Raw genomic sequence first — 23,813 nt, 5'->3', positions numbered from 1 at the left:
TAGCATCCTTGGCACAGCTGCTACTTAGTACCGCTTTCGTATTTCATACCACCGCTCAGCGTGATGATTGCTAGGCTGTATGGCAGTTAAAAAGTATCTGCTCATCGCTGATGGCGACCTCATCATCTAAGGTTTTGTTCAGTAGTATCGCCTCATCACCACTGACTTGCCAGATGATGCCGTGGCGGTCATCAAGACCGATATCGCTCATATAGGTTTGTTGGTCATTGCTCTCAGCGCTAGCGGTCAAGTCGTATTCGATACCATCGATGAGCAAATGCGCTGTCTGCGGTGTACTGTCGCTATGATAAGAAACGCCAATAGTAGCAGTAGGCTCACAAGAGAAAGGAGTGCTGTTGCTGGTATGAGCGGCATGATCGTGACCTGCGTGCGCATGTTCCTCATGACTATGACTCTCATGACTGTGATCTTCATGATTATTAGGCCCTTCATGACCGTGTTCCATATCGCTATGCTCTTCGTAGCCGTGCTCTTCATGCTCTTTATTGTCATGCATTTCATGACCTTGTTCATGATCGGCGTGATTATCTACTGGTGCTTCTTCAGATACCGCTGTATCGGTATCGTTGTTTGGCTGACAGCCCAATAAAGAGCCTGCCATCACACTTCCTAATATAGTAATACCTGCAAGTCTAGAAAAATAATTATTCACAGTATGAGTCCTCAAATAAGTAAAATAAAGATATGTTATAATATAACAATGTAGTGATAAAATAAAGCCGATGATGGAGAATATCCAACATCGGCCAATTAACTTTAAACAAACTATACTATTGAAAGTTACACGTTAAATCTAAAGTGCATCACATCGCCGTCTTGGACGATATAGGTTTTGCCTTCTAGGCGAGATTTGCCAGCGGCTGCAGCGCCTTTTTCGCCGTTATACTCGATAAAGTCATCATAAGCGATGACCTCAGCACGAATAAAGCCGCGCTCAAAATCGGTATGGATAACACCAGCAGCTTGCGGTGCAGTAGCGCCGATAGCGACCGTCCATGCGCGCACTTCTTTGACCCCAGCAGTAAAGTAGGTCTGCATATCAAGTAAGTCGTAACCTGCACGAATCACTTGATCAAGACCAGCTTCTTCCATGCCCATGTCTTCTAAAAAGTCTTTTTTGTCGTCTTCGTCGAGCTGCGCGATTTCAGATTCGATTTGGTTGCACAAAGCGATAACGATCGAGTCTTCGCCTGTGGCGTAGTCGCGCACCGCATCAAGGTAAGGGTTGTTTTCAAAACCATCCTCGCTCACGTTGGCGATATACATGGTCGGTTTCAAAGTGATCAAACCATAGCTGCGGATCAGTTTTTGTTCATCTTTATCCAGACCTGCTGCGCGTGCTGCTTTGCCTTCAGCCAATAAAGGTTCGATTTTCTTAAACACCTCAAGCATGGCCTGCGCGTCTTTATCACCGCCTTTGGCTTTTTTGCTTTGGTTTTGAATAGCGCGCTCGACTGCTTCTAAGTCTGCGAGCGCCAGCTCTGTATTGATGGTTTCGATGTCATCGATAGGGCTGACACGGCCGTCGACGTGGACGACGTTGTCATCGTCAAAACAGCGTACTACGTGTGCAATCGCGTCGGTCTCACGGATATTGGCCAAAAACTGGTTACCCATGCCTTCACCTTTTGATGCTCCTGCGACCAACCCTGCGATATCGACAAACTCCATGGTCGTGGGTAGCACGCGCTCAGGATTGACGATATCGGCCAGTTTTTTGAGACGAGGATCTGGCACAGGCACGATGCCGGTATTGGGGTCTTTGGTACAAAACGGAAAGTTCTCAGCAGCGATGCCCGCTTTGGTCAACGCATTAAATAAGGTGGATTTGCCCACGTTTGGTAGGCCGACGATGCCGCAATTAAAACCCATAATGCTCTCTCGATAGTATTATAAAATAAGGTCGGCCGATGCTCGATGAAAGCGCCAGCCAAAATTGGGCATATTGTAGCAAATTTTCCGAGGATAAGGGTGAGGTTGTTGCGGTGTATTTGGACTCAAATATCTATCGCAAGACTGTGCTTAGTACTGACATTAAAATACACATATGACGATGCCCTTGTTATGGGCGCTCTTATGATATATCACATGTATGATTTGCGCGCAGGTGCGCCGCTATATCAGGCGAGTGGGGTGCTTGCGGGCTTTATGTCTGATAAAATAGCCTGTTATTCCTGAAAAAAATACCTTTATTAAAAACGTATAACCAAAAGTATTTTTCGGCGAAAAAATCCGTTAAATATGGGTTTATTAATTATCAGGTTCGCGTTATTATCACCCCCTGATATGCAAGACTCTACTACCTGTTAGGAAAGGATATTCTATGCGCTATGAGGTTATTGTTATTGGTGCTGGCATGGTTGGCACCTCAATTGCGTGGCATCTACAAAAAAATAATTCGCAAGTACTGTTACTAGATAAAAAACTCCCAGGGTCAGAGACCTCTTATGGAAATGCTGGCTTGATCCAGCGTGAAGCCATCCATACTCATCCTTTCCCGCGTCAGCTGACAGAGATGATTCGCGTACTGCCCAACCAAGGTACCGATATCCGTTATCGGATACCGGCTCTTTTGCGTTATCATCAAGCCTTGCTGCAATACTGGAAGTACTCGGCGCCAGCCACGGTTAAAAAAATCGAAGCTGAATGGCAGACGCTGATTGCGCATTGTACCAGCGAGCATCAAACCATGATTTCGGCATCTGGTGCAGATGAGCTGATCACGCGTGATGGATGGTTGCAGCTGCATCGCTCTGAAGACACCTTTAAAGAGGCGATCGAATCAGCCATTGCGGCTCGCGAGCAGGGCGTCGAGCACAACGTACTGAGTCTTGCAGAGTTGAAAGCGATGGAGCCGAGTGCCAACTTTGATGGGTTTGTGGGCGCGATTCATTGGCTCAACTCGTGGCAAGTTTCAAACCCAAGCGCCTTGGTCAAAGCTTACGCCAAAAACTTTGAAGAGATGCAAGGGACAATCAAAGAAAGTGACGTAAAAGAAATCGTCAAAGAAGGTGAAGGCTGGAAAATCATCACGGATAAAGAGACCTACTATAGTGATAAGCTGGTCATCGCCGCCGGCCCTTGGTCAAACGACTTGATCAAACCACTGGGTTATAACCTGCCGTTGTTCCCGATGCGCGGTTACCATCAGCACTTTAAAGTGACGGACAAAAACACCATCCATCACAGTATGTTTGATATGGACAAAGGCTTTGTCATGGGACCGATGCAGCAAGGTATTCGCATCACCACCGGTGCTGAGATGACCACCATGAACGCGCCAAAAAACTTCGGCCAATTACAGACCGTCCTAAAATTCGCGCGCAAAATTCTACCGCTAGATGACGCTGTCGAGAGCGAAGCGTGGGCAGGCTCGCGTCCTTGTATGCCAGATATGAAGCCGGTCATTGGTCCTGCACCTAAGCATGACAAGCTCTGGTTTGCCTTTGGTCATAGCCATCAAGGCTTTACTTTGGGGCCGATGACAGGACGCATCGTAGAAGAGATGATTCATGATAAGCCGCTATTGGTCGATATCACCCCATTTAGCGCTCAGCGTTTTTCTCGCTAGGCGTTAGAGCTGCTTACCGGACAAATGCAACTTAACTTTCGTTAGATATTAAGGATAAAATACGATGAAAAAGCTACACAGCAATCAGCGTATGAGTAAAATCGTGGTACACAATCAGACCGTTTATCTGTGCGGTCAGGTGGGTAACGCAGAAGACGACATCAAAGCCCAAACCCTCACTTGCCTAGAAAAAATCCAAGCATTGCTCGAAGAGGTTGGTAGCGATAAATCAAAGCTACTCTCTGTGACCGTTTGGATTAAAGACATGGCAGACTTTGCCGCGATGAATGAAGTATGGGATAAGTGGTTTGAAGGCATACAGCCACCAGCGCGTGCTTGCGGCGAGTCTGCACTGGCGCGTCCTGAGCTACTCGTCGAGATGATTGCCACTGCCGCAGAGTAACTTAGCGTTGCTACGAACGTAGTGCTGCTATTATAGTGAGTTCAATATAAAAACGATACAGTGGGACTGGGATAAATTTTACGCAGCATCGAGCAGCGCAGGCACAGCACGCAAGGAAAATTTATACCAGTTCCACGTTGATATATAATGTATCTGTTTTATTTAGAATTGACTATAGTAAGCAGTCAGAGCCAAACAAAAAGGACATGATAGCGATATCGTGTCCTTTTTTATTGGTGTTTTTTATTAGTATTGTCCTTTGGCTTCTTGCTGTTAGCTTTTTTGTCATTACTCTACTGCGGTTTATAAATGCCAAGTTAAGCCCCATATCATAAAAACCATATACAACAAAAAAGAGTCTTATGATTTTTATCAGCCATACCATGCGTCTGAGCGATAGCGACGTGGACATGCATGCCATTCGTGCGCAAGGGGCAGGCGGACAAAACGTCAATAAAGTCGCCTCGGCCATTCACCTACGCTTTGATATCCATGCCTCAAGCTTAAGCGAGGAGCACAAACAGCGTTTATTAAACAGTAAAGATAGCCGTGTCACCAAAGATGGTATCTTTGTATTAAAAGCGCAGCAGTACCGTACGCAGGAGCGCAATAAGATAGATGCGCTTGAGCGCCTCAAAGCCTTTATTTTGCAATCCACGAAAACGCTGCCGACACGTAAACTAACCAAACCCAGCAAAAGTGCTAAGCGTAAACGAGTCGATCAAAAGACGCAGCGCGGCAAAATAAAAGCGTTACGCGGCAAGGTGGATTTTTAATCACATGTTTAGTCATGCTTTTCAATCACATTATGGTGGCCAGTCACACTGGCGCGTGAGTCTTATCGTCCCGTCCATACAGCATCGCGCTTTTCGATAAACGCATCAATGCCCTCACGCACGTCATCTGCCATCATATTGCAGCTCATCACTTTGCCTGCATAGTCATAGGCGTCTGCCAAGTCCATCTCCAACTGCTGATAAAACATATCCTTGCCAGTTTTGAGCGCGACAGAGGATTTGGCAGTGATGCTATCGATTAAAGTGTGTAGGCTGGCCGCCAACTGATCCGCTGGCGCGACACGGTTAATAAGCCCTTGCTGCAAGGCGGTACGGGCATCGATAAATTCACCAGTGATGAGCATCTCAAACGCTTGCTTGCGAGAGAGGTTGCGACTGACAGCGACAGCCGGCGTCGAGCAAAACAGCCCGACATTGATGCCAGAGGTGGCAAACTTGGCTTCATCAGCCGCCACGGCGAGATCGCAAGCGGCGACCAGCTGACAGCCTGCGGCAGTGGCGATGCCCTGTACTTTGGCAATCACGACTTGCGGCATCTGATTGATGGTCAGCATCATCTGGCTGCATTGTTTAAATAATGCGCTGTGAAATGCTTCATCCGAGTGGGCGCGCATCTCTTTTAGATTGTGACCTGCACAAAATGCCTTGCCAGCCGCCGCGATGACGACCACACGGATATTGCTGTCTTGGGCGATATTGTCCAGCTCTGTCTGCATGGCGGTGAGCATATCGCTTGATAGCGCATTGAATTGTTTGGGGCGATTGAGAGTAAGCGTGACGACGCCGTTTGCCTCTTTATGGTTTTCTCTGATAACGAACGGCTCATTGGTCTCAGGCATAGGGTTACCCGTAGGTGTATGGGTGTTGTGCATTTATCTTCCTTGATAATAGGGCATAAACCCAAATGATAGCATGGCTTATCAGTGATATAACAGCTGGCTTGTGATAAAAATAGCGTACTCAAATCATGAGTACGCTATGTATGAGGCAATAAATCTGCGGCCTAGTATGCACCCTCGCTATATATCAGCTCATAGCTGTGGCTATATATCTCAACGATATTGCCAAACGGGTCTTCCATATAAATCATACGACAAGGCTTTTGGTTAGGGTAATAATAGCGCAGTTTTTCCATACGCTTTTTGCCACCAGCGGCGACGATGCGCTCGGCCAGCTCTTCTACGTTTGGGTCTTGCACACCAATTGCCATCGAAGCAGTAAAAAGCTGGCTAACCTAACAAAGATAAATATCATATTTTACCTACTGTTTAATGATCAGGGCAGTGGCATTATATCTTGCTCGAGAGATTGCCCAAGTTTAATAGCCGCTGCAATATTGACCGCAGTGGTCTCAATATTGTCATAAGCGCTGCCTAATACCTTATCTAGGCTATCTAGTTTTTGGATACTGGGCATGACGATGTCAAAGTGACTGGCTTGATCCGCGGTCAGTCCATCCACGCTACCACAAATGGCAATCACAGGTTTGCCGCCAGCTTTGGCAAGTTGGCTGATACCACCTGCGACTTTGCCCATGGCGCTTTGGGCATCGAGCCTGCCTTCACCAGTAATCACCAAGTCAGCGTTTGCAATGTGTGCTGGTAAGCTGACCGCCTCGGCCACGGTATCAAACCCTGATTTTAGGCGAGCGCCGCAAAAGCTCATCAAGGCAAAGCCAAGACCGCCTGCAGCGCCGGCACCCGCGACTTCTTGACAGCTTTGATAGCCATGCTGTTTAGATACCTCTCCAAAATGACTTAGTGCCTTATCTAGTAGCGCTACTTGCTCAGGACTGGCACCTTTTTGTGGCCCAAAGATAGCACTGGCGCCCGATGATCCGCATAACGGATTGGTCACATCGCAGGCCACTTCAAAGGTGGTATCTTGCAGTTTTGGATGTAGTTTTGAGATATCTAGCTGTGACAGATGAGCAAGCGCACTACCGCCTTGTACCAAAGGCACGCCATCATGATCACAAAACGTAATACCCAGCGCCATTAGCATACCGAGTCCGGCGTCGTTGGTAGCACTACCGCCTAGACCAATAATGATGCGCTTGACGCCTTCATCCAACGCATCGGCGATCAGCTCACCCACTCCGTAAGTGCTGGTAATGAGCGGGCTGCGCTCCTCCGTCGTCAATAAATGCAGACCGCAGGCGTGTGCAATCTCAATCACGGCCGTCTCGTTTTCTAGTAATAGATACTTGGCGGTGATGGGGCGCATAAGTGGATCGTTGACCGTCACTTCTTTCCAGCGTCCGCCCCGTACATAAGAGAGCACCGCAGAGGTGCCTTCGCCGCCATCAGCCATAGGCAGCAGCGTATAGTCGGCATTGGCAAACACCTGACTAAAACCAGACTGAATAGCGCGGCACACATCCAGCGCTTCTAAGCTTTCTTTAAATGAGTCGGGGGCAATTAAAATATTCATGTATGTCTCTTTGTTTGTCTTATATTTTTTGCTTATATGGTCGATTCAATTTTATAAACCAGCAATTAAATAAATACCAAGGTTAACAGCCAGATAAAGAGGATACTGGTCACCCCTTGAATGCCAGTCGCCATTGAGTGCGCTTTGTACGCTTGCGCGACACTCATACGACTAAACTGACTGACAATCCAAAAGAAGCTATCGTTGGCGTGTGAGATCGTCATGGCACCGGCGCCAATCGCCATCACACAAAACACGCGCCCAAGCTCGCTGTCGAGACCAATTTTATCCAATAACGGTGCAACCATCGCTGAGGTAGTGACCAGCGCGACAGTGGTCGAGCCTTGCGCGGTTTTTAGCGCAGCCGAGACGATAAATGGCATAAAAATACCCAGCCCCAATGCCGACAGTGTGGTGCCTAAATAGTCGCCTATTGGCGTGATCTTTAGCATAGCGCCAAACGCACCGCCTGCGCCAGTGATGAGCAAGATAGGTGCTGCCACCACGAGACCTTGCGAGATGCTATCGCTAATCTCCTGCGTTTTTTGTTCAGTGTTGATCAGTAAAAACGATAAAAACAGCCCAATAAGCAGCGCTGTCAAAGGATTGCCAATAAAGATGAGGATGTCTGCCAGCATGCCGCTACCAAATGGCGCGCTTGGGAAGTTGGCAATAGAAGATAAGCAAATCAAGACGATAGGCACGATAATCGGCAAAAACGCCATCGTGGCTGACGGCATGTTGCCATAATCATCGCGTGTTTTGATATTGTCAGGCATTGTCGCTGCGGGTGCGCTTGCATTATCAGGCGTGACATTCAAAAAGCGATTGGACCACCACCAGCCGGCCAATACCGCAACCGCTGTCACTACCACGCCGACCATGATGACCAAACCCAGATTGGACTCTAAACCCAAGTTACCCGCTGCAGCGATGGGTCCTGGGGTTGGCGGCACAAAGGTATGAGTGGCGTATAGACCAGTTGCTAAAGCAATACTCATCGCCACGCTAGATACTTTTAAGCGCTCGGCCAAAGACTCTTTTAATGAGTTTAAAATAATATAACCTGAGTCACAAAATACAGGAATTGAGACGACGGCACCGACGATAGACATGGTCAAAGTCGGGAAGCGTGGCCCCAAAACTTTGATGACAGACTCCGCCATCACAATGGCAGCACCGGTCTTTTCTAGGATAAGCCCGATGATAGTACCAAAAACAATGACCAGACCAATATAGCCTAAGATACCACCGAAGCCATCAGAGATAGTCTTGGCGACGGTGTTGAGCGGTACTTGATAAAATAGCGCGACCAAAAAGGCAGATAGGATCAGCACTAAAAACGGATGCCATTTTAGCTTTGCGGTGGCAAAAATAATAAAAAGAATGGTCAGCACAAGCCAAAATACAATCATTACTGTCTCTACATAATAGGGTGGATATCATCACTGCTTGTGTCATTGGTTATGCTGGTGTCAGTGCCCATATGCTTATCAGCAAGCATCTGCCATCAAGCAAAGCCATCATAGAACAACAGCAGTCATGATATGAGTTTTTAAAGGCGCATATTCTATAGCAAATACAGGCAGCGAGGAAATTTATTTAGCATAGTAGTCGGTGTCGACTGCCTTTGGTTATGCCAAAAACCCCATACTCTGCTAGTATGTCTCTTTGTTTAATAGCATCGACATTAGGATGACTGCCTTGACTATCTTGCCCACCTTTACTGCCCCAACCATTGCCACGATAGAAAACAACGAGCGACGCCAACAGCTACAGCAAATCATTGACCTCAAAACCAAACCACGTGGCGCGCTGGGTCGTTTAGAGTCGCTGGCGCTGCAAATCGGCATGATTCAAGGGACGACGAGGCCGCAGATTTATCAGCCGCAAATTCGAGTGTTTGCCGCCGATCACGGTTTGACCAAACATGGCACCTCAGCCTATCCAAGTGCTGTCACCGCGCAAATGGTCTATAATTTCTTGCAAGGTGGTGCTGCTATCAATGTGTTTGCTCGTCAGCATGATATCGAGCTAAAGGTCGTCGATGCGGGAGTGGACGCAGACTTTGCCAACTCTCCTTTTAAAGATCATCCGCAGCTGCTCGATTATAAAGTTCGATACGGTAGCCGAGATGCCATGAGCGAGCCTGCCATGAGCGAAGCGGAGTGCATCGCTGCCCTAAGCAGTGGTATGGAAGTGGCTAAAGGCTTGGCAGGTAATTTGCTCATCGTCGGTGAGATGGGGATTGGCAATACGTCGGCGGCGAGTTTATTACTGGCACGCTTGGGTGAGATGTCGATTGCCGATTGTATCGGCCGCGGTACGGGACTTGACGATGCGGGACTACAGCATAAGACAACAGTTTTGACCCAAGTATTGCAGCGGCATAAAAACGCACAGACGCCATTAGAAGTGCTGGCGGCATTAGGCGGGCTTGAGATCGCCATGATGGCAGGGGCGCTGATTCAGGCCGCCAGTGAGCGCCGTATTTTATTAATTGATGGTTTTATTGCCAGTAGTGCATTATTGGCTGCCGATCATCTAGCGCCAGGTGTCGCGCAGTATGCCATCTTTGCTCATCACTCAGTCGAGCCAGGACATGCGCATTTATTAAAATTACTTAATGCTGAGCCATTACTCGATATGGGTATGCGTCTGGGCGAGGGTAGCGGGGCTGCGCTTGCTTATCCACTATTGCTGTCCGCGTGCAGCTTTATAAACGAGATGGCAAGCTTTAGTGATGCTGGCATCAGTGAGCAAAACAGCTAATGTCAAAGTTGCTGAACGAGCCACCAAACCAATTGCCAAACCAGCCAAAAGGTCAGTCAACGGAGCAACCAACACGGCAGTCAGAAAACGCGCCTTTAGATCGATCAGCGCCGCCACAGCAGTCTGTCGCAACGCCAAGCATTGGTCAATGTATCAAACAAGAAGGCATACTGTTACTGGTTGCGGTGCAGTTTTTGACGCGCCTGCCGGTGCCCGCGTTTAAAACCTACGATCCGCAGTGGTTACACCAGAGTAGTCGTCATTTTCCCGCCGTTGGTTTGCTCGTTGGGCTGCTTTGCGCTGGCGTGTTTTGGCTGGCCAGTTTGCTGTTTACGCCCTTGGTCGCGGCGGTGATAAGTACGGTCTTTGGAGTTAGGCTGACTGGCGCTTTTCACGAAGATGGTCTTGCCGATAGCTGTGATGGACTGGGCGGTGGTCTGACTCGTGAGCGCACGCTGACGATTATGAAAGACTCACGTTTGGGCGCTTATGGCGTGTTAGGGTTAGTCTCTGCGCTATTGATTAAGATTTCTTTATTAGCGTCCATGCCGTTATCGGTGGCTATCGTCGCGCTAATTATGGCTCATACCGCGTCGCGCTTATTATGTATCAGTTTGCTTGCGCTATTGCCGTATGGCGGCGAGGTCGAGCATGCCAAGGCCAAACCAATGGCGCAGCAGTTGACACCGCTACAAGCGCTGTTTAGTAGTGGTTGGCTATTGGTGGCAGGCGCGCTCGTTGTCTTCTTGCTCCCGAGCACGGTGCAGCAGATTGGTCTGAGCCAGTGGATAGTAGCGCTGATATTGGCGCTGCTGGCGACAGACTATATGCGCCGCTTATTACGCAGGCGGTTAGATGGCTATACGGGTGATGGGCTAGGGGCGACGCAGCAGGTAAGTGAAATCGCCATTTATGCTGGGCTGGCTGCTTCTATACCTTTTGTCTGAAGTATATAGTCAGTCCTAAATGAAAAGAGTACAAGTATTATGACGCGCTATTGGTATAAATTTTCCTTGCTTGCTGTGCCTACGCAGACAGATGCTACGAAAAATTCATTCCAGTAGCACTGTGTTTATTTTATGGTGAATTGACTATAAAAAAACAGGAGGCAAATCCATCAATGACGCTTTATATTTGGCGGCACCCCAAACCCATGGCCACTGACGGGTGCTGCATCGGCCAAAGCGATGTGGCCGTCGATAAGCGCAAATTAAAACGTCTGGCGCATCGTATCGAGCGTTTTGTGCGGCGGCATCAACTACCAAAGGTGATCTGGGTAAGCCCATTACAGCGCTCACTAAAAGTCGGGCAGATATTGGCGCAGCGCGGTTTTGCCTGTCATGTCGCCCCTGAGCTCGCTGAGATTAATTTTGGTCAATGGGACGGTCAAGATTGGGCGCAAATCGCCAAGCAAGAGATCGATGACTGGTGTGCTGATTTTGCTCACTTTGCACCCGATGGTGGTGAGAGTTTGCAGCAGTTATTTGAACGTGTGGAGAACTGGTTAAATGACATGGCTGCGCAAAATAGTGGTCAAAAACCAGTATTAGCAGTCGGTCATGCGGGCTGGATAACTGCTGCAAAAACACTCGCCGCTGGGCAGGATGTACCGAAGATAGCAGCAGATTGGCCAGCTTCAGTGGCGTACGGAGAGCGCCAAGACTTGTCTTTTCTTTTTTGAGCGTATTTTTAATGCCAGCTTCCATAATAATCCAATTAAAAAAAAGCCCTAATAACATGCTCTAATAAAAAGGCTCATAGCAAAAAACTGGCCATGTGTAATGACCAGTGTATTTTATCTTCTGCAGCGATGGACAAGAGCTTTTGCATCATTTAAGCAATCTTATCAAACCATGCTTTGTTATTATCAGGCGTCATAGAATCAAAGCTGACATAAATACCTTTTTCATCTAGTGTGGCATACCAGTGATCCTCATTACTGCCAGTTAACAGTTGAAAATACTTATTATTTACAATTCTACCGACGGTATAAACCTCACCTTCTGCATAAAACTTATTACCTTGGATACATAACAATTTATCATTGGTATTGATCACACGACTGTCTAATGTTTTATCGTTCAACGTATCGTTATTTGGCATACTATTCGTCGTACCCTATCAACAAATGAGAGGGCGATAGCATAACAGTCAGATAATTAAATATATAGAGGGTTTTATAGAGGTTATCTTATCATTAAGTATAAGATATTTAAGGGTTTATTGCAGATAGTTGCTAGAGTATATCAGCGGGTAGCAAAAAATAAGTCAAGCGAGATTAGCAGCGATCAAGAATAAAAAAAGCCAGCAACATGATGTCACTGGCTTTTTTAGACTGCTACTAAGGCTTACTCTTCTGAGTAATCTTCGTTGTCGTCTTCTACATCGTCAGCTGCGTTTTCATTGTCGCCATCTTCAGACAAGATAGTAACCAAGATGCTAGCAGTAACGTCATGGTGTAGCTGAATATCAACATTGTATTCGCCCACTTGACGTAGAGTGCCTTCAGGTAGCTTGATTTCAGCACGGTCTACTTCTAGACCTGAGTTAGTCAAAGCTTCAGCGATATCGCGAGTACCGATAGAGCCAAATAGCTTGCCTTCGTCACCTGATTTAGCACGCATGATGACATTAACGTCAGTTAATGCGTCAGCACGCTCTTGAGCAGTAGCGATTTCTTTTGCTTCTTCAGCTTCAAGCTCAGCACGACGTGCTTCGAACTTTTCAATGTTAGCTTTGGTCGCAGGTAGCGCTTTGCCCTGAGGGATAAGAAAGTTACGACCGTAACCTGGTTTTACATCGACAGTTTCACCGAGTTTACCAAGGTTGACGATACGCTGTAACAAAATAATTTGCATGAGTCATTCCTAGTTAACGGTTAAATTACTGATGGTTGTCAGTATACGGAAGTAGTGAAAGGTAACGAGCTTGCTTGATAGCAGTGGCTAGTTGACGCTGATACTTAGTAGACGTACCGGTAATACGGCTTGGTACGATTTTACCATTATCACTGATGTACTGTTTTAGCAATTCAACATCTTTATAGTCGATGTGAGTGATGCCTTCAGCAGTGAAACGGCAGAATTTGCGACGGCGATAGAAACGTGCCATGAGTATTCTCCTTTAATTAGTCTTCACTGTTGTCGTTGTCGTCGTTTTCACGATTGTCTGGACGACGAGTAGTTGCTTTGCGTGCGCGTTTTTCATCGGCATTCTTGGCTAACTGCGACTCTTCAGTGACAGCTTCGTCACGGCGCATAACTAGACTACGAATGATCGCGTCGTTATAGCGGAATAATTCTTCAAGTTCAGCTAAAGTATCACCGTCAGTTTCGATGTTGAAAAGAACGTAGTGAGCTTTGTGAATCTTGTTGATTGGATAAGCCAATTGACGGCGGCCCCAATCTTCAAGGCGATGGATAGCACCACCGTTGTCTTGAACCAACTTGATATAGCGTTCAACCATGCCGACCACTTGGTCGCTTTGGTCTGGGTGTACAAGTAACACCAGTTCGTAATGTCGCATTATGACTCCTTACGGATTAGTAGCTATTGACCCTATGTCAATAGCAAGGAGATTTATAAGGTAAACCCAACGCCCAGTTTTATAACACCCTATTTATAAAAATAGTTCTTATAAAATCTTGGAGATAAGCTTAGTTTATAAAGCGCCGTATTATAACAGTAGTGAGTGGCTAATACAAAGGTTAATCACTCATGCGCTGCTTATAGTACTAAAAAAGCAACGATCATACGCCGCTTTTTTAGTATGTAAAGATGTATTTAAGGATGAATTTAGAGATCGAGTTTGTTATTTATCGGTGGATTACTTCAGAGTTGGCTCTTTTGTCAGCTGACTGCTGTCGGCTTTGACCACCAACGTCTTAGCCAGTTTGTCATGCCAACCGATGTTTTCAGGGCTTTTGGAGGCCATATAATAATGAACGGCGACAACAACAAATCCTAAAAAGCTGGTAAACGAAAACAGCAAATTATAAATAATAAACAGCAGTAACGTACGCATACCGATGAGCTTGGTAAATGAGGGCAGGCGATGGGTGGTTTGATCGACTACACGAATACCAGTGATTAGCTTACCCAGTGACTGCCCGCGTAATGCGATAAATACCAGTTGCAGCGCAAATAGGCCAAACACCATGATTTGCGACATCATCAATGTGCTACTAGGTAGGCTCTCCATTAGTGTCATAGAGTACTGGTACGCGGCGTCCATGTCTTGAATGTTTTGAAACTTACTATAGTCGACATCCATTTTGGTCAATGCCATCACCAGCGGAAAGATCGCCAGCAGATATAGCAGTCCATTGATGGCAGTCGCTAAGACCCGTGACATAATTGGCGCTAGTACGACGTCGCCAACGACTTTGTCTTGGTTGGTGGCAGCTTTATTCAGCTGGGTTTTGTTTAATGAGACGTTATGATGCGGGGTGTGGTGACGATTGGTCGTCATGTCGACCTTGGTATTATTCGCCGTATCTTTACGCTCAGGCTTGCCGTACAGTCTATCTAAAGACACAGGCTTGTCGGTTTGATTACCTGAGGCATTGTCTTCTGGAAAGATAGTGACGTTGTTGATGATAGAGTCGTTGACCTCAGCGCCATTAACCGGAGCGGGTGTATAGACCGTTTGGTTGTTGGTTAAGGTGCCGACACGTTGCCATTGCTCCAAGCCTTCATGCCACATTAGGTCATCTAGCACCACTTCGCCAGATGCCAACATGATATTGAGCTGCTCCAAATTGTATGGACCAGCTTGTACGTTATTTCGAGCAAGAAAAATTTGCATAATTGCCTGCATAGTTAGTCAAATATTAAGTCACTGTTTTTAAGCCACTACTTGTCTCACATTATATTAGGGTCTATTTGAAAAAATCAAATAGACCCTAAAAGTAGTACTTGTAATGACTGTATCAATCACCGTCGTGACTTAATGTAACGGCTTATTTTTGGTCTTCACCAGCTAAGAAGAACCAAGTGTCTAGCACTGAGTCAGGGTTTAGTGACACAGAGCTGATGCCTTGTTCCATGAGCCAGAACGCAAGATCTGGATGATCTGATGGACCCTGACCACAAATACCGATGTATTTGTCGGCTTTGCGGCAAGCCTCAATCGCCATAGACAATAACTTTTTAACCGCAGGATCACGCTCATCAAATAAATGTGAGACGATACCTGAGTCACGGTCAAGACCGAGCGTTAGCTGAGTCAAGTCATTAGAGCCGATTGAGAAACCATCGAAATGCTCAAGGAATTCTTCTGCCAATAGAGCGTTGGTCGGTAGCTCACACATCATGATGACGCGTAGGCCGTTTTCACCACGTTTTAAGCCATTTTTCGCGAGTAGCTCGATGACTTCTTTGGCTTCGCCAACGGTACGTACAAATGGAATCATGATCTCAACGTTGGTCAAGCCCATCTCGTCGCGGACACGTTTTAGTGCTTTACACTCAAGCTCAAAGCAGTCGCGGAAGTTGTCAGACACATAACGGCTGGCACCGCGGAAGCCTAGCATTGGGTTTTCTTCTGATGGCTCGTATAGCTTACCACCCAATAGGTTGGCATATTCGTTTGATTTAAAGTCAGACATACGAACGATGACAGGCTGGTCCATAAAGGCAACTGCTAGGGTTGAGATACCTTCGACCAATTTATCAACATAAAAATCGACAGGTGAGGCATAGCCTGCGATACGCTCATGAATGGCTTGTGAGATTTCGCGTGGCAAGCTATTCATGTTTAGTAGCGCTTTTGGATGCACACCAATCATACGGTTGATAATAAACTCAAGACGGGCAAGGCCGATACCTTCGTTTGGCATTTGGGTAAATGAGAAGGCACGGTCTGGGTTGCCGACGTTCATCATTACTTTAAATGCTAGCTCTGGCATGGTCTCGACAGAGTTTGTTTGTACTTCAAAGTCGATCTGACCTTCGTAGATAAAGCCTGTATCGCCTTCGGCACAAGAGGCGGTGACGTCTTGACCGTCGACCAATAGCTCAGTGGCGTTACCACAACCAACAATCGCTGGTACACCTAGCTCACGAGCAATGATAGCCGCGTGACAGGTACGGCCACCGCGGTTGGTGATGATCGCAGAGGCGCGTTTCATGACCGGTTCCCAATCTGGATCCGTCATGTCTGATACCAATACGTCGCCTTCTTCTACTTTGTCCATCTCGTTTAGGTTGGTGACGATGCGTACTTTGCCTGAGCCGATACGCTGACCGATTGAACGACCTTCGCACAATACTTTGGCATCAGTGGTATCGATGACATAACGCTCCATGACATTGCTGTCTTGGCGGCTTTTGACGGTCTCAGGGCGCGCCTGTACGATAAAGATTTCACCGCTGTCACCGTCTTTTGCCCACTCGATATCCATCGCTTGGCCATAATGCTGCTCGATGGTGACCGCTTGCTTGGCAAGTGAGGTTAGCTCTTCTGTGGTGAGTGAGAACTGCATGCGATCTTGTTTTTCAACATCAACGGTCTTCACTGATTTTGACGTGCTGCCTTCATCGCCATACACCATTTTTTTATGCTTGCTACCGAGGTTACGGCGAATAACTGCAGGCTTACCATTGGCAAGTAATTTTTTAGAGATGTAGAATTCGTCTGGGTTCACCGCGCCCTGTACGACCATTTCACCTAGGCCGTAGCTTGAGGTGATAAAGACCACTTGATCAAAGCCACTTTCGGTATCAAGGGTAAACATCACGCCCGCGGCGCCTGTTTCTGAACGTACCATACGCTGTACAGCAGCAGACAATGCAACACCTTCGTGCTCAAAACCTTTGTGCACGCGATAAGAGATTGCACGGTCGTTATACAAAGAGGCAAATACTTCTTTAATGGCGATTAAGACGTTATCAATACCGCGAATGTTCAAGAAAGTCTCTTGTTGACCGGCAAATGACGCATCTGGCAAATCTTCGGCAGTCGCAGAAGAGCGTACCGCAACCGCGATGTCTTCGCCGCCGCTCATGGCTTCAAATGACTTGCGTACTTCTTGCTCAAGGTCGCTTGGCAGCGCTTGCTCAATGATCCAAGTACGGATTTTTTTACCAGTGGCAGCAAGTTTGTTGACATCGTTGACGTCTAAAGCTTTTAGCTCGTTGTTGATCTTATCGAGCAAGCCTGTTTCGGTCAAAAAACGATTGAACGCATTGGAAGTCGTCGCAAAACCGCCTGGAACACTAACGCCTAAATCAGATAGGTGGCTGATCATCTCGCCGAGTGAGGCATTTTTGCCACCGACCATATCGATGTCGTCTTTTCCTAACTGATCTAGATTGATTACAAGTGCTGTAGATTGCGCTGCCATGATAACTCCAGAAAATAAGGTTATTTAGTAAAGATTATAACGGTGAATTATACCGCTATATTTGCAGAATTTCGAGGGGTTGACCTAAAAAACTTGTGAAAAAGATACAAATTGTCGGATTTGCTACATAATTTATGATGACGCTATAAAAGCAGCTCTTATAAAGGTCGATCTGTGTCCAAAAAATCTAAGCAAACAATCCGTTCATTGATATCTTCAAGTGCCCACCGTTTCGACTGATTTTACCAAAATCACCAGCAATGATAACCACTAAAACCATCGATGGATGTTTTATAAAGCCTGTCGCCTCAAAAACCACATAACATGGCTGGTTTTTAGGAAGTATGGTGAGGCTGATAGATCGCCGTTGCAGCGCACAGCCTTTGAGCCGGCATGGATGTTGGTGATAAGTGTACGCCTGTAACATTGATTTCTATTAGACTTTTATTATGCGTATAATATACAGCAGAAAAACAGGGCGCTCAGCCGTGCACGGTATGTATAATAAAGACCCAGATGCTATATATCAGACAACATATCAGATAACGCCATATAATAGACAAAAACTAGATGAAGACTCCTATTGAGTTTTCAATCGATGAGTTTTCAACCGAGGTATCCACGCATGTACTCAAGCAATCCAGCTGAACAAGTCAAGCCCACCATTCAAAACCGCCACGCGCTAAACTTGGACAGCTCTCAGGCCATCAGAACCGCGTTTTTTATCTCAGATGGTACGGCGATTACGGCGGAGACGCTGGGACGCGCGATCTTAAGTCAGTTTGCCTCGGTTCCTTTTGAGACCAGAGTGTTGCCTTATGTCGATAGCCTAGAGCGTGCTGAGGATGCGGTTGAGCAAATCAATATGGCTTATCAGCGTGATGGTTTGCTGCCATTGGTGTTTGATACCATCGTGAGCCCCGAGATTCGCGAAACAATCAACTCAGCGCACAGCTGTAACTTGGATATGTATGAGGGGCTAATCGGCCGCGTCGCAGAAGAGACTGGGGTAGAGCCAGACGGTCATTCAGGCCACGCTCATGATGATGTCGACTCCGAGACGTATAAAGAGCGTATCGACGCGGTGCACTTTGCATTAGATAATGATGATGGGGCACGCACCCGTCATTATAATGCTGCCGATATTATCTTGGTGGGGGTATCACGCTCGGGCAAAACGCCGACGTCACTATATCTTGCGTTACAATTCGGTATTCGCGCCGCCAATTATCCATTGACCGAAGATGATCTGTATGACAATCAATTACCAAAAGCCCTGCGCGAACACAAAGACAAGCTGTTTGGTTTACTGATTGATACCGATCGCTTGGTCAAGATTCGCCAAGAGCGCCGCGCGGGTAGCCGTTATTCGAGCTATCAGCAGTGTCAGCAAGAGCAGCGCGCCATACAAGGTATTTATATCACTCATGGTATCCCAAGCCTCGATGTCTCTGAGATGTCGGTAGAAGAGATTGCCACGCGTATCTTGCAGATGACGGGGCTAAAACGCCGCATCGGTTAGAATGCTGAGCGCTCACATTTTATACCTCCAGATTTATCACACTATCTTTATCAAACGGTCATTTTATATAGAGAAGATTATGCGTTCACTTTATCAAGCCAAAAAAACGCCTTTATTATTGGCAAGCGTCATTAGCGCCGCGACGCTATTGAGTGCCTGCCAGACATCGCCATTCGCTCGTGAGCCTGTGCCTGAGCCACGTTATATTCCGAGTATTGTGCTTGGTGACGCTCAAACGCTCACCATTATGCCCAATCGTGTCGCCTGCGCCTCAGCGCTACCGATGCAATGCTTGCTGGCCAAATCTAGCAAAGATGGCAGTGTGTTTCAGATTCCTTATGACTGGATTGATGATTTTGCGCCAAGCCTTGGCACCGAATACGTCATCAGTGTACGGCCACAGATCGACGAGGGGCAACAACGTCTGACGGGTCATTGGACGTTGCAAAATATCCTATCTCAACGTATGGTAGGCACCCCTTAGAGCTATGATTAAAGCTATGATAATGAGAAGATCCATGACGCTGTTTCATGGGCGATACGATACATACATTAATATATAAAGAGGACATAATGGGAAGTAAAAAACCAAGCGATGCGACCAACGATGTTGGTGAAGATACCCATACCGAAGTATCTAACAAACAAAGCGCGCCTATACCAAACCCTGAACACACCAAAGGTAAAGATAAAAAAGAGAAAATCGAGCAAACCCACGAGCAAGTCACCGAAGACATCATGCATCATCCTGACTTGGTCAATCCGCTCGATGATACTCGTATCGATATCCAAACTGGTTTTACCAAAGACTCGCGTCGTCTAAAGGGCGATAAGCATCAGTATGAGTATGATGTAGTAGTCTTAGGGGCGGGTCCTGCTGGTGAAGCGGCGGCCATGAAGCTGACCAAAGCGGGCAAAAAGGTGGCGGTAATTGATCCCCGTGAGCAGGTCGGTGGTAACTCAACGCACGTCGGCACCATACCGAGTAAAGCGCTGCGTCAATCGGTGTTTAACTTGATCAACTTTCGCCGTGATCCCATGTTTACCAAAGCGATGGAATACAAGCAAGTCCCGCTCAATGAAGTGCTGGCCAAAGCGCGTCAAGTGATTCGCCGGCAAGTTAATACCCACACGCGTTTTTATGAGCGCAACCGTATCGACGTGATTCATGGTTGGGCAAGTTTCGTCGATGCCCATACTCTGCGCGTCGAAACCGATGACAATATCTTTGAGACCGTCACGTTTAACAAAGCCATCATCACCGTCGGTAGCCGCCCTTATCGCCCAGATATTCTTGACTTTGATCATCCACGGGTATTTGACTCTGACAAAATCTTGCAGATGGACTATGTCGTCAAAAAAATCATCATCTATGGCGCAGGGGTTATCGGCTGTGAGTATGCTTCTATCTTTACCGGCCTTGGCTACAAAGTTGACTTAATCAATAACCAAAACCAGCTACTGAGCTATTTAGATAGTGAAATTAGCGATGCGATTGCTCATGACTTTAGGCAGTTTGGCGTTCTGATTCGTAGTAATGAAGAGATTGACTATTTAGAAACGCATGACGATTATGTGGTCTTGCACCTAAAGAGTGGCAAACGCATCAAGTCGGACGCGATCTTGTGGTCCAATGGCCGTTCAGGCAACACAGAAGGCCTAAACCTAGAGGCCATCGGTCTTGAAGCCAATAGCCGAGGCCAGCTAAAAGTCGATGATACTTACTGTACCGAAGTCGACAATATCTATGCAGCCGGCGATGTGATTGGCTGGCCGTCTCTGGCGTCGGCCGCTTATGATCAAGGGCGCTGTGCGGCGGCCTTTATGGTCGGTGACAGTGATGCAGAGCCTGTATCCAGTGTACCGACTGGTATCTATACCATTCCTGAAATCTCTTGTATCGGTAAGACAGAGCAAGAGCTGACGGACGAAAAAGTCCCTTATGAAGTAGGTCAAGCATTCTTTAAACATCTGGCGCGGGCACAGATCATCGGCGAGCGCTCTGGTGTATTAAAGATATTATTCCACCGTGACACGCTGGAGATTTTGGGTATTCATTGCTACGGCAATCACGCCTCAGAGATTATCCATATCGGTCAAGCGGTGATGAAGTGCAAGAGCAATAACACCCTTGAGTACTTTGTAAATACCACCTTTAACTATCCAACGATGGCTGAAGCGTATCGCGTGGCTGCATTAAATGGACTAAACCGCGTTTTTTAAAAATGACGCGCGACGTTCAGCCAAATAAAAAAGCGCCTGCTTATGATTAGCAGGCGCTTTTTTTATGGCATTTTTAGATGGCTATCGATTGAATTGAGGACACGCCCTAGAAAGCTTTTAAACGAGCCGAGCCGCTAAGAGATTTGCGTATGCTTTGGCGCATTGTACCAGCGAAGCCACATGAGTAACGCAAAATACAGCATCCATAAGGCCGCTAGCGCATAAAACCCAGTCGCGACCTGAGAGATACTCGCGCCCATTTGGTTTAGCTGGACTGAGGTATTGATGGCGGGCGTAGTCGGAATAAACCAGCGCACTATTTGTAAGAAAGTAGGCAACTGGTCGGCAGGCCATGGGTAGCCGCTGACAAAAAACATCGGCAATGAGCTAAAAATCAAAATCTGCATGCTGCGCTCACGCTGACGAAACCAAAGCCCAAGTAGGCAGCCCAGTGTCGCCACCGCCGGACAAAACAGTAAAAGAAATAGCAGGCTGCCGAGCATATTTTGCCCGCGTGGGTAGTGATGTAGCTCAAACGCCCAGCCATAATAAAAGCAGCCGATCAAAAAGCTTAGTGCACTAAGCGCTGTGATGCGCCCAAGCCAGCCGCTAATGCTGGTCTGATGCCGCCGCTGCTCATACCAAGTACCAATGAGCATGGCAGTGGCCATGAGTAGTGTTTGCTGCAAGATGATAATAGAAACGGCGGGCACCACATAAGCGCCATAGCCTTCTGTCTGGTTGTATAGTGGGACAATCTGTAGCGGTACGGCCTGTGCGTTTTGTGCGGCTGTCGGGGCATAGGCACCTTGCGCGACACTCTTTGTGATTTTGACACCAGCGGAGACCGTGCTAACCGCTTTTAAAAACCCCATCTGTACGTTTTTGTTGAGCAAAAAATAACCGCCATTACCAAGAACACTGACACTAGCTGCTTTACCCGACAGCACGTTTTGCTCAAGCCCACTTGGGATCACCATATAGCCTGCAATTTCATCTGCCCAAATGGCTTCCTTAGCGCTTTGTTCGTCTAAAAACCGTCTGGTGTCGAGCTGCGGGCTGGCGCTGGCATAACGAACGATGGTGCGTGATAAATCGCTGTTGTCTTTATCAATGATGCCGACTGGCACATGATTGACGACCTCCGATGAGTATGGCCACGGATAAAAAAAGCCATAGATAATGGGGGCAATAATCAGCATCAATACAATGCCTTTGTCCGTAAAAACGTCTGTTAGGGTCTGAAAAAAGCTTGCAAAAAAGCCTTGTACTGGCGGCTGCGGCTGGGTGCCTTTAGCGTTATGATCTGTTGATAATGGCGGCATTAGCGTGCTCCCCAGCGCTCAGGATGTGCCAGTGCACGTTTGGTGAGTAGGGTAGTCAGCATCATAGCGACGACAGTGGCGATGGCAAGGCCATAGAGTATCGGCAGGGAAATGGCGACAGGCGCTTGCATCTGCATCTGCGCGATATGCAGCTTAAGATAATGGGTAAGTGGCAGGGCATCTGACCAATGCTTGGCGCTGTCACTGATGGCAATATAAGGAAAGGTCACGCCAGCAAAGGCATACGAAGGCGCGGAGATAAAACCAGTGGCAGACAAACCCATACGTAATGAAAAAGAGCCTAAAGTAAAAATAGCGCCCAGCCAAAACGATAGCATCATCAAAAGCAGCAGGCCAAGATATGTGGCAAAAACAGCGCTGCTCGCTACGGACTCTTGCGGCGTGGCCAGCCACAGCGCCAAGATAGACCAGAGACCATAAGTCAGCATCGGCCAAAAGTACTTACCCAACAACCCAAAAAGCAAAACACCCATGTGCACGCTCGGCAGCGTAGATACAGGTTTTTGATTGGTATTGTCCTTAGCGGCACTATTTGGCAGTTTAGTTGCAGGTTGACTGAGCGCGGCTATCTTTTGCACAGTGTTATCAGCTACATTATTATTCACATTGGCACTAATATTGGCACTAATATTGGCACTAACACTATCACTAATACTGCCACTAATATTGTCATAAGCCTGAGCAGAGGCGATAAAACCATACCAACGGCCAAGCTGCCTATCTCGTAGCTCACGGCCGATGGTCGTGGCACCGATGACCATGGCCAGTATGTGTAATAGCGCTGGTATCACGGTAGAGGCCAAAAACTGCTGATAGTCGGTGGCGGCATTAAACAGACTGATGCGTTGTATGCTGATTGGCGAATAGGCGATTGCCGCTTGTGATGGTGCCATGCCTTGTTTGATCAAGCGCTGAATCTCAACACCTGCTGACAGAGTACCTGCAACCGCCTGCACACCAGTCTGAATAATACCTGAGTGCGTGCCATACTGGGCATTTACTTGTAAAATAAGCGGTGCGGATTTGCTCGATAAGATATTGCGCGAGAAGTCTTCAGGGATGATGACAACAGCGTAGATATCGCGCTGCAAAATAGCCGATTCTGCCTCTGCGGCTGAATAATACATCTGTCTGACGCTCAGCGTTGGGCTGGCATCAAGATAGCGCACGGCGGTATTGGCCACTGGGCCATTGTCTTGATCAATGACTCCAATAGGCAGGTTGGTAATCTGAGTCTGCGAAAATATCCACCAAATCAGCAAGACGGTGAGCAAGGGAATCCATACCACCATGGTCAAGTCCCATGGGTTTTTGCGCAAAAACCGCCGCTCATAGGCGGCGCTACGTATAAAAGCCTTACTTAGCTGAGTTAGGCGCAT

Annotated in this window: 23 protein-coding genes; 9 read left to right on the top strand and 14 right to left on the bottom strand. The window is 47.2% G+C overall.

Annotation, left to right across the window (positions count from 1 at the left end):
* Positions 1-70 precede the first annotated feature (70 nt).
* Together J3491_RS00385 and ychF are read right to left on the bottom strand one after the other, a co-directional pair.
* On the bottom strand, positions 71-622 hold the full coding sequence (locus J3491_RS00385) for a hypothetical protein (RefSeq protein ID WP_207968820.1): 552 nt from the start codon (positions 620-622) through the stop codon (positions 71-73).
* 179 nt (positions 623-801) lie between these two features.
* Entirely contained in the window at positions 802-1,893 is a 1,092-nt protein-coding gene (gene ychF, locus J3491_RS00380; protein ID WP_075101584.1) for a redox-regulated ATPase YchF, read from the bottom strand.
* A 451-nt stretch (positions 1,894-2,344) separates the two neighbouring features.
* On the opposite strand from ychF, the gene J3491_RS00375 reads away from it, so the two are divergent.
* From J3491_RS00375 to arfB, 3 genes are all read left to right on the top strand, one after another.
* A complete protein-coding gene (locus J3491_RS00375; RefSeq protein ID WP_075101583.1) occupies positions 2,345-3,592 on the top strand; it encodes an NAD(P)/FAD-dependent oxidoreductase in 1,248 nt (415 codons plus the stop codon).
* Positions 3,593-3,656: 64 nt separating this feature from the next.
* Positions 3,657-3,995: a RidA family protein gene (locus J3491_RS00370; protein WP_075101582.1), complete on the top strand. Its 339-nt coding sequence runs from the start codon at positions 3,657-3,659 to the stop codon at positions 3,993-3,995.
* Between the two features lie 362 nt (positions 3,996-4,357).
* Positions 4,358-4,771 carry an alternative ribosome rescue aminoacyl-tRNA hydrolase ArfB gene (gene arfB, locus J3491_RS00365; protein ID WP_207968819.1) on the top strand — a complete coding sequence of 138 codons (414 nt, stop codon included), beginning with the start codon at positions 4,358-4,360 and terminating at the stop codon, positions 4,769-4,771.
* Between the two features lie 62 nt (positions 4,772-4,833).
* Here the strand turns inward: arfB and J3491_RS00360 are convergent, their stop codons facing one another.
* The 4 genes from J3491_RS00360 to J3491_RS00345 form a co-directional block, all read right to left on the bottom strand.
* Positions 4,834-5,664: an enoyl-CoA hydratase gene (locus J3491_RS00360; RefSeq protein WP_207968818.1), complete on the bottom strand. Its 831-nt coding sequence runs from the start codon at positions 5,662-5,664 to the stop codon at positions 4,834-4,836.
* Positions 5,665-5,795: 131 nt separating this feature from the next.
* Positions 5,796-5,990, bottom strand: a complete 195-nt coding sequence (locus J3491_RS00355; RefSeq protein ID WP_243455989.1) for a VOC family protein — start codon at positions 5,988-5,990, stop codon at positions 5,796-5,798.
* A 77-nt stretch (positions 5,991-6,067) separates the two neighbouring features.
* Positions 6,068-7,225, bottom strand: coding sequence for a glycerate kinase (locus J3491_RS00350; RefSeq protein ID WP_207968817.1), 1,158 nt, complete (start codon positions 7,223-7,225; stop codon positions 6,068-6,070).
* A 65-nt stretch (positions 7,226-7,290) separates the two neighbouring features.
* A complete protein-coding gene (locus tag J3491_RS00345) occupies positions 7,291-8,640 on the bottom strand; it encodes a GntP family permease (protein WP_207968816.1) in 1,350 nt (449 codons plus the stop codon).
* A 280-nt stretch (positions 8,641-8,920) separates the two neighbouring features.
* Between J3491_RS00345 and cobT the strand changes: the two genes are divergently transcribed.
* From cobT to J3491_RS00330, 3 genes are all read left to right on the top strand, one after another.
* A complete protein-coding gene (cobT, locus tag J3491_RS00340) occupies positions 8,921-9,997 on the top strand; it encodes a nicotinate-nucleotide--dimethylbenzimidazole phosphoribosyltransferase (protein ID WP_243455988.1) in 1,077 nt (358 codons plus the stop codon).
* Positions 9,997-10,944 (top strand): adenosylcobinamide-GDP ribazoletransferase, encoded by a 948-nt coding sequence (gene cobS / locus J3491_RS00335; protein WP_207968815.1) that lies wholly within the window; start codon positions 9,997-9,999, stop codon positions 10,942-10,944. The genes cobT and cobS overlap by 1 nt, the downstream gene beginning before the upstream one ends.
* Positions 10,945-11,117: 173 nt before the next feature.
* Entirely contained in the window at positions 11,118-11,678 is a 561-nt protein-coding gene (locus tag J3491_RS00330) for a histidine phosphatase family protein (protein WP_207968814.1), read from the top strand.
* 152 nt (positions 11,679-11,830) lie between these two features.
* Here the strand turns inward: J3491_RS00330 and J3491_RS00325 are convergent, their stop codons facing one another.
* The 6 genes from J3491_RS00325 to ppsA form a co-directional block, all read right to left on the bottom strand.
* Complete coding sequence (locus tag J3491_RS00325) at positions 11,831-12,100, bottom strand: hypothetical protein (RefSeq protein WP_241900688.1); 270 nt, start codon at positions 12,098-12,100, stop codon at positions 11,831-11,833.
* Between the two features lie 245 nt (positions 12,101-12,345).
* Positions 12,346-12,855: a 50S ribosomal protein L9 gene (gene rplI / locus J3491_RS00320; RefSeq protein WP_207968813.1), complete on the bottom strand. Its 510-nt coding sequence runs from the start codon at positions 12,853-12,855 to the stop codon at positions 12,346-12,348.
* A 25-nt stretch (positions 12,856-12,880) separates the two neighbouring features.
* On the bottom strand, positions 12,881-13,108 hold the full coding sequence (gene rpsR, locus J3491_RS00315) for a 30S ribosomal protein S18 (RefSeq protein WP_058368567.1): 228 nt from the start codon (positions 13,106-13,108) through the stop codon (positions 12,881-12,883).
* Between the two features lie 16 nt (positions 13,109-13,124).
* Positions 13,125-13,523 carry a 30S ribosomal protein S6 gene (gene rpsF / locus J3491_RS00310; RefSeq protein ID WP_075102154.1) on the bottom strand — a complete coding sequence of 133 codons (399 nt, stop codon included), beginning with the start codon at positions 13,521-13,523 and terminating at the stop codon, positions 13,125-13,127.
* A gap of 300 nt (positions 13,524-13,823) precedes the next feature.
* Entirely contained in the window at positions 13,824-14,804 is a 981-nt protein-coding gene (locus J3491_RS00305) for an RDD family protein (RefSeq protein WP_243455987.1), read from the bottom strand.
* 154 nt (positions 14,805-14,958) lie between these two features.
* Positions 14,959-17,343 (bottom strand): phosphoenolpyruvate synthase, encoded by a 2,385-nt coding sequence (ppsA, locus tag J3491_RS00300; RefSeq protein ID WP_207968811.1) that lies wholly within the window; start codon positions 17,341-17,343, stop codon positions 14,959-14,961.
* A 625-nt stretch (positions 17,344-17,968) separates the two neighbouring features.
* Here ppsA and ppsR point away from each other — a divergent pair.
* From ppsR to sthA, 3 genes are all read left to right on the top strand, one after another.
* A complete protein-coding gene (gene ppsR, locus J3491_RS00295; RefSeq protein WP_075102151.1) occupies positions 17,969-18,865 on the top strand; it encodes a posphoenolpyruvate synthetase regulatory kinase/phosphorylase PpsR in 897 nt (298 codons plus the stop codon).
* 79 nt (positions 18,866-18,944) lie between these two features.
* Positions 18,945-19,349, top strand: a complete 405-nt coding sequence (locus J3491_RS00290; RefSeq protein ID WP_100749539.1) for a DUF4377 domain-containing protein — start codon at positions 18,945-18,947, stop codon at positions 19,347-19,349.
* A gap of 89 nt (positions 19,350-19,438) precedes the next feature.
* The gene (gene sthA, locus J3491_RS00285) at positions 19,439-21,088 is read left to right on the top strand and encodes a Si-specific NAD(P)(+) transhydrogenase (RefSeq protein ID WP_100749538.1); all 1,650 of its coding nucleotides are present in this window, start codon (positions 19,439-19,441) and stop codon (positions 21,086-21,088) included.
* Positions 21,089-21,222: 134 nt separating this feature from the next.
* Here the strand turns inward: sthA and J3491_RS00280 are convergent, their stop codons facing one another.
* Together J3491_RS00280 and J3491_RS00275 are read right to left on the bottom strand one after the other, a co-directional pair.
* Entirely contained in the window at positions 21,223-22,413 is a 1,191-nt protein-coding gene (locus J3491_RS00280; RefSeq protein WP_207968810.1) for an ABC transporter permease, read from the bottom strand.
* Positions 22,413-23,813 carry an ABC transporter permease gene (locus J3491_RS00275; RefSeq protein WP_207968809.1) on the bottom strand — a complete coding sequence of 467 codons (1,401 nt, stop codon included), beginning with the start codon at positions 23,811-23,813 and terminating at the stop codon, positions 22,413-22,415. The genes J3491_RS00280 and J3491_RS00275 overlap by 1 nt, the downstream gene beginning before the upstream one ends.

Source organism: Psychrobacter halodurans, from assembly GCF_017498075.1.
GTDB lineage: Bacteria > Pseudomonadota > Gammaproteobacteria > Pseudomonadales > Moraxellaceae > Psychrobacter > Psychrobacter celer.
This window is presented reverse-complemented; position numbering and strand designations above follow the sequence as displayed.

What these genes read in the sequence shown, in the direction of transcription:
- J3491_RS00385 (WP_207968820.1), bottom strand. Translation starts at nt 622, where the DNA reads ATGGCAGGCTCTTTATTGGGCTGTCAGCCAAACAACGATACCGATACA.
- ychF (WP_075101584.1), bottom strand. Translation starts at nt 1,893, where the DNA reads ATGGGTTTTAATTGCGGCATCGTCGGCCTACCAAACGTGGGCAAATCC.
- J3491_RS00375 (WP_075101583.1), top strand. Translation starts at nt 2,345, where the DNA reads ATGCGCTATGAGGTTATTGTTATTGGTGCTGGCATGGTTGGCACCTCA.
- J3491_RS00370 (WP_075101582.1), top strand. Translation starts at nt 3,657, where the DNA reads ATGAAAAAGCTACACAGCAATCAGCGTATGAGTAAAATCGTGGTACAC.
- arfB (WP_207968819.1), top strand. Translation starts at nt 4,358, where the DNA reads ATGATTTTTATCAGCCATACCATGCGTCTGAGCGATAGCGACGTGGAC.
- J3491_RS00360 (WP_207968818.1), bottom strand. Translation starts at nt 5,664, where the DNA reads ATGCACAACACCCATACACCTACGGGTAACCCTATGCCTGAGACCAAT.
- J3491_RS00350 (WP_207968817.1), bottom strand. Translation starts at nt 7,225, where the DNA reads ATGAATATTTTAATTGCCCCCGACTCATTTAAAGAAAGCTTAGAAGCG.
- J3491_RS00345 (WP_207968816.1), bottom strand. Translation starts at nt 8,640, where the DNA reads ATGATTGTATTTTGGCTTGTGCTGACCATTCTTTTTATTATTTTTGCC.
- cobT (WP_243455988.1), top strand. Translation starts at nt 8,921, where the DNA reads ATGACTGCCTTGACTATCTTGCCCACCTTTACTGCCCCAACCATTGCC.
- cobS (WP_207968815.1), top strand. Translation starts at nt 9,997, where the DNA reads ATGTCAAAGTTGCTGAACGAGCCACCAAACCAATTGCCAAACCAGCCA.
- J3491_RS00330 (WP_207968814.1), top strand. Translation starts at nt 11,118, where the DNA reads ATGACGCTTTATATTTGGCGGCACCCCAAACCCATGGCCACTGACGGG.
- J3491_RS00325 (WP_241900688.1), bottom strand. Translation starts at nt 12,100, where the DNA reads ATGCCAAATAACGATACGTTGAACGATAAAACATTAGACAGTCGTGTG.
- rplI (WP_207968813.1), bottom strand. Translation starts at nt 12,855, where the DNA reads ATGCAAATTATTTTGTTACAGCGTATCGTCAACCTTGGTAAACTCGGT.
- rpsR (WP_058368567.1), bottom strand. Translation starts at nt 13,108, where the DNA reads ATGGCACGTTTCTATCGCCGTCGCAAATTCTGCCGTTTCACTGCTGAA.
- rpsF (WP_075102154.1), bottom strand. Translation starts at nt 13,523, where the DNA reads ATGCGACATTACGAACTGGTGTTACTTGTACACCCAGACCAAAGCGAC.
- J3491_RS00305 (WP_243455987.1), bottom strand. Translation starts at nt 14,804, where the DNA reads ATGCAAATTTTTCTTGCTCGAAATAACGTACAAGCTGGTCCATACAAT.
- ppsA (WP_207968811.1), bottom strand. Translation starts at nt 17,343, where the DNA reads ATGGCAGCGCAATCTACAGCACTTGTAATCAATCTAGATCAGTTAGGA.
- ppsR (WP_075102151.1), top strand. Translation starts at nt 17,969, where the DNA reads ATGTACTCAAGCAATCCAGCTGAACAAGTCAAGCCCACCATTCAAAAC.
- J3491_RS00290 (WP_100749539.1), top strand. Translation starts at nt 18,945, where the DNA reads ATGCGTTCACTTTATCAAGCCAAAAAAACGCCTTTATTATTGGCAAGC.
- sthA (WP_100749538.1), top strand. Translation starts at nt 19,439, where the DNA reads ATGGGAAGTAAAAAACCAAGCGATGCGACCAACGATGTTGGTGAAGAT.
- J3491_RS00280 (WP_207968810.1), bottom strand. Translation starts at nt 22,413, where the DNA reads ATGCCGCCATTATCAACAGATCATAACGCTAAAGGCACCCAGCCGCAG.
- J3491_RS00275 (WP_207968809.1), bottom strand. Translation starts at nt 23,813, where the DNA reads ATGCGCCTAACTCAGCTAAGTAAGGCTTTTATACGTAGCGCCGCCTAT.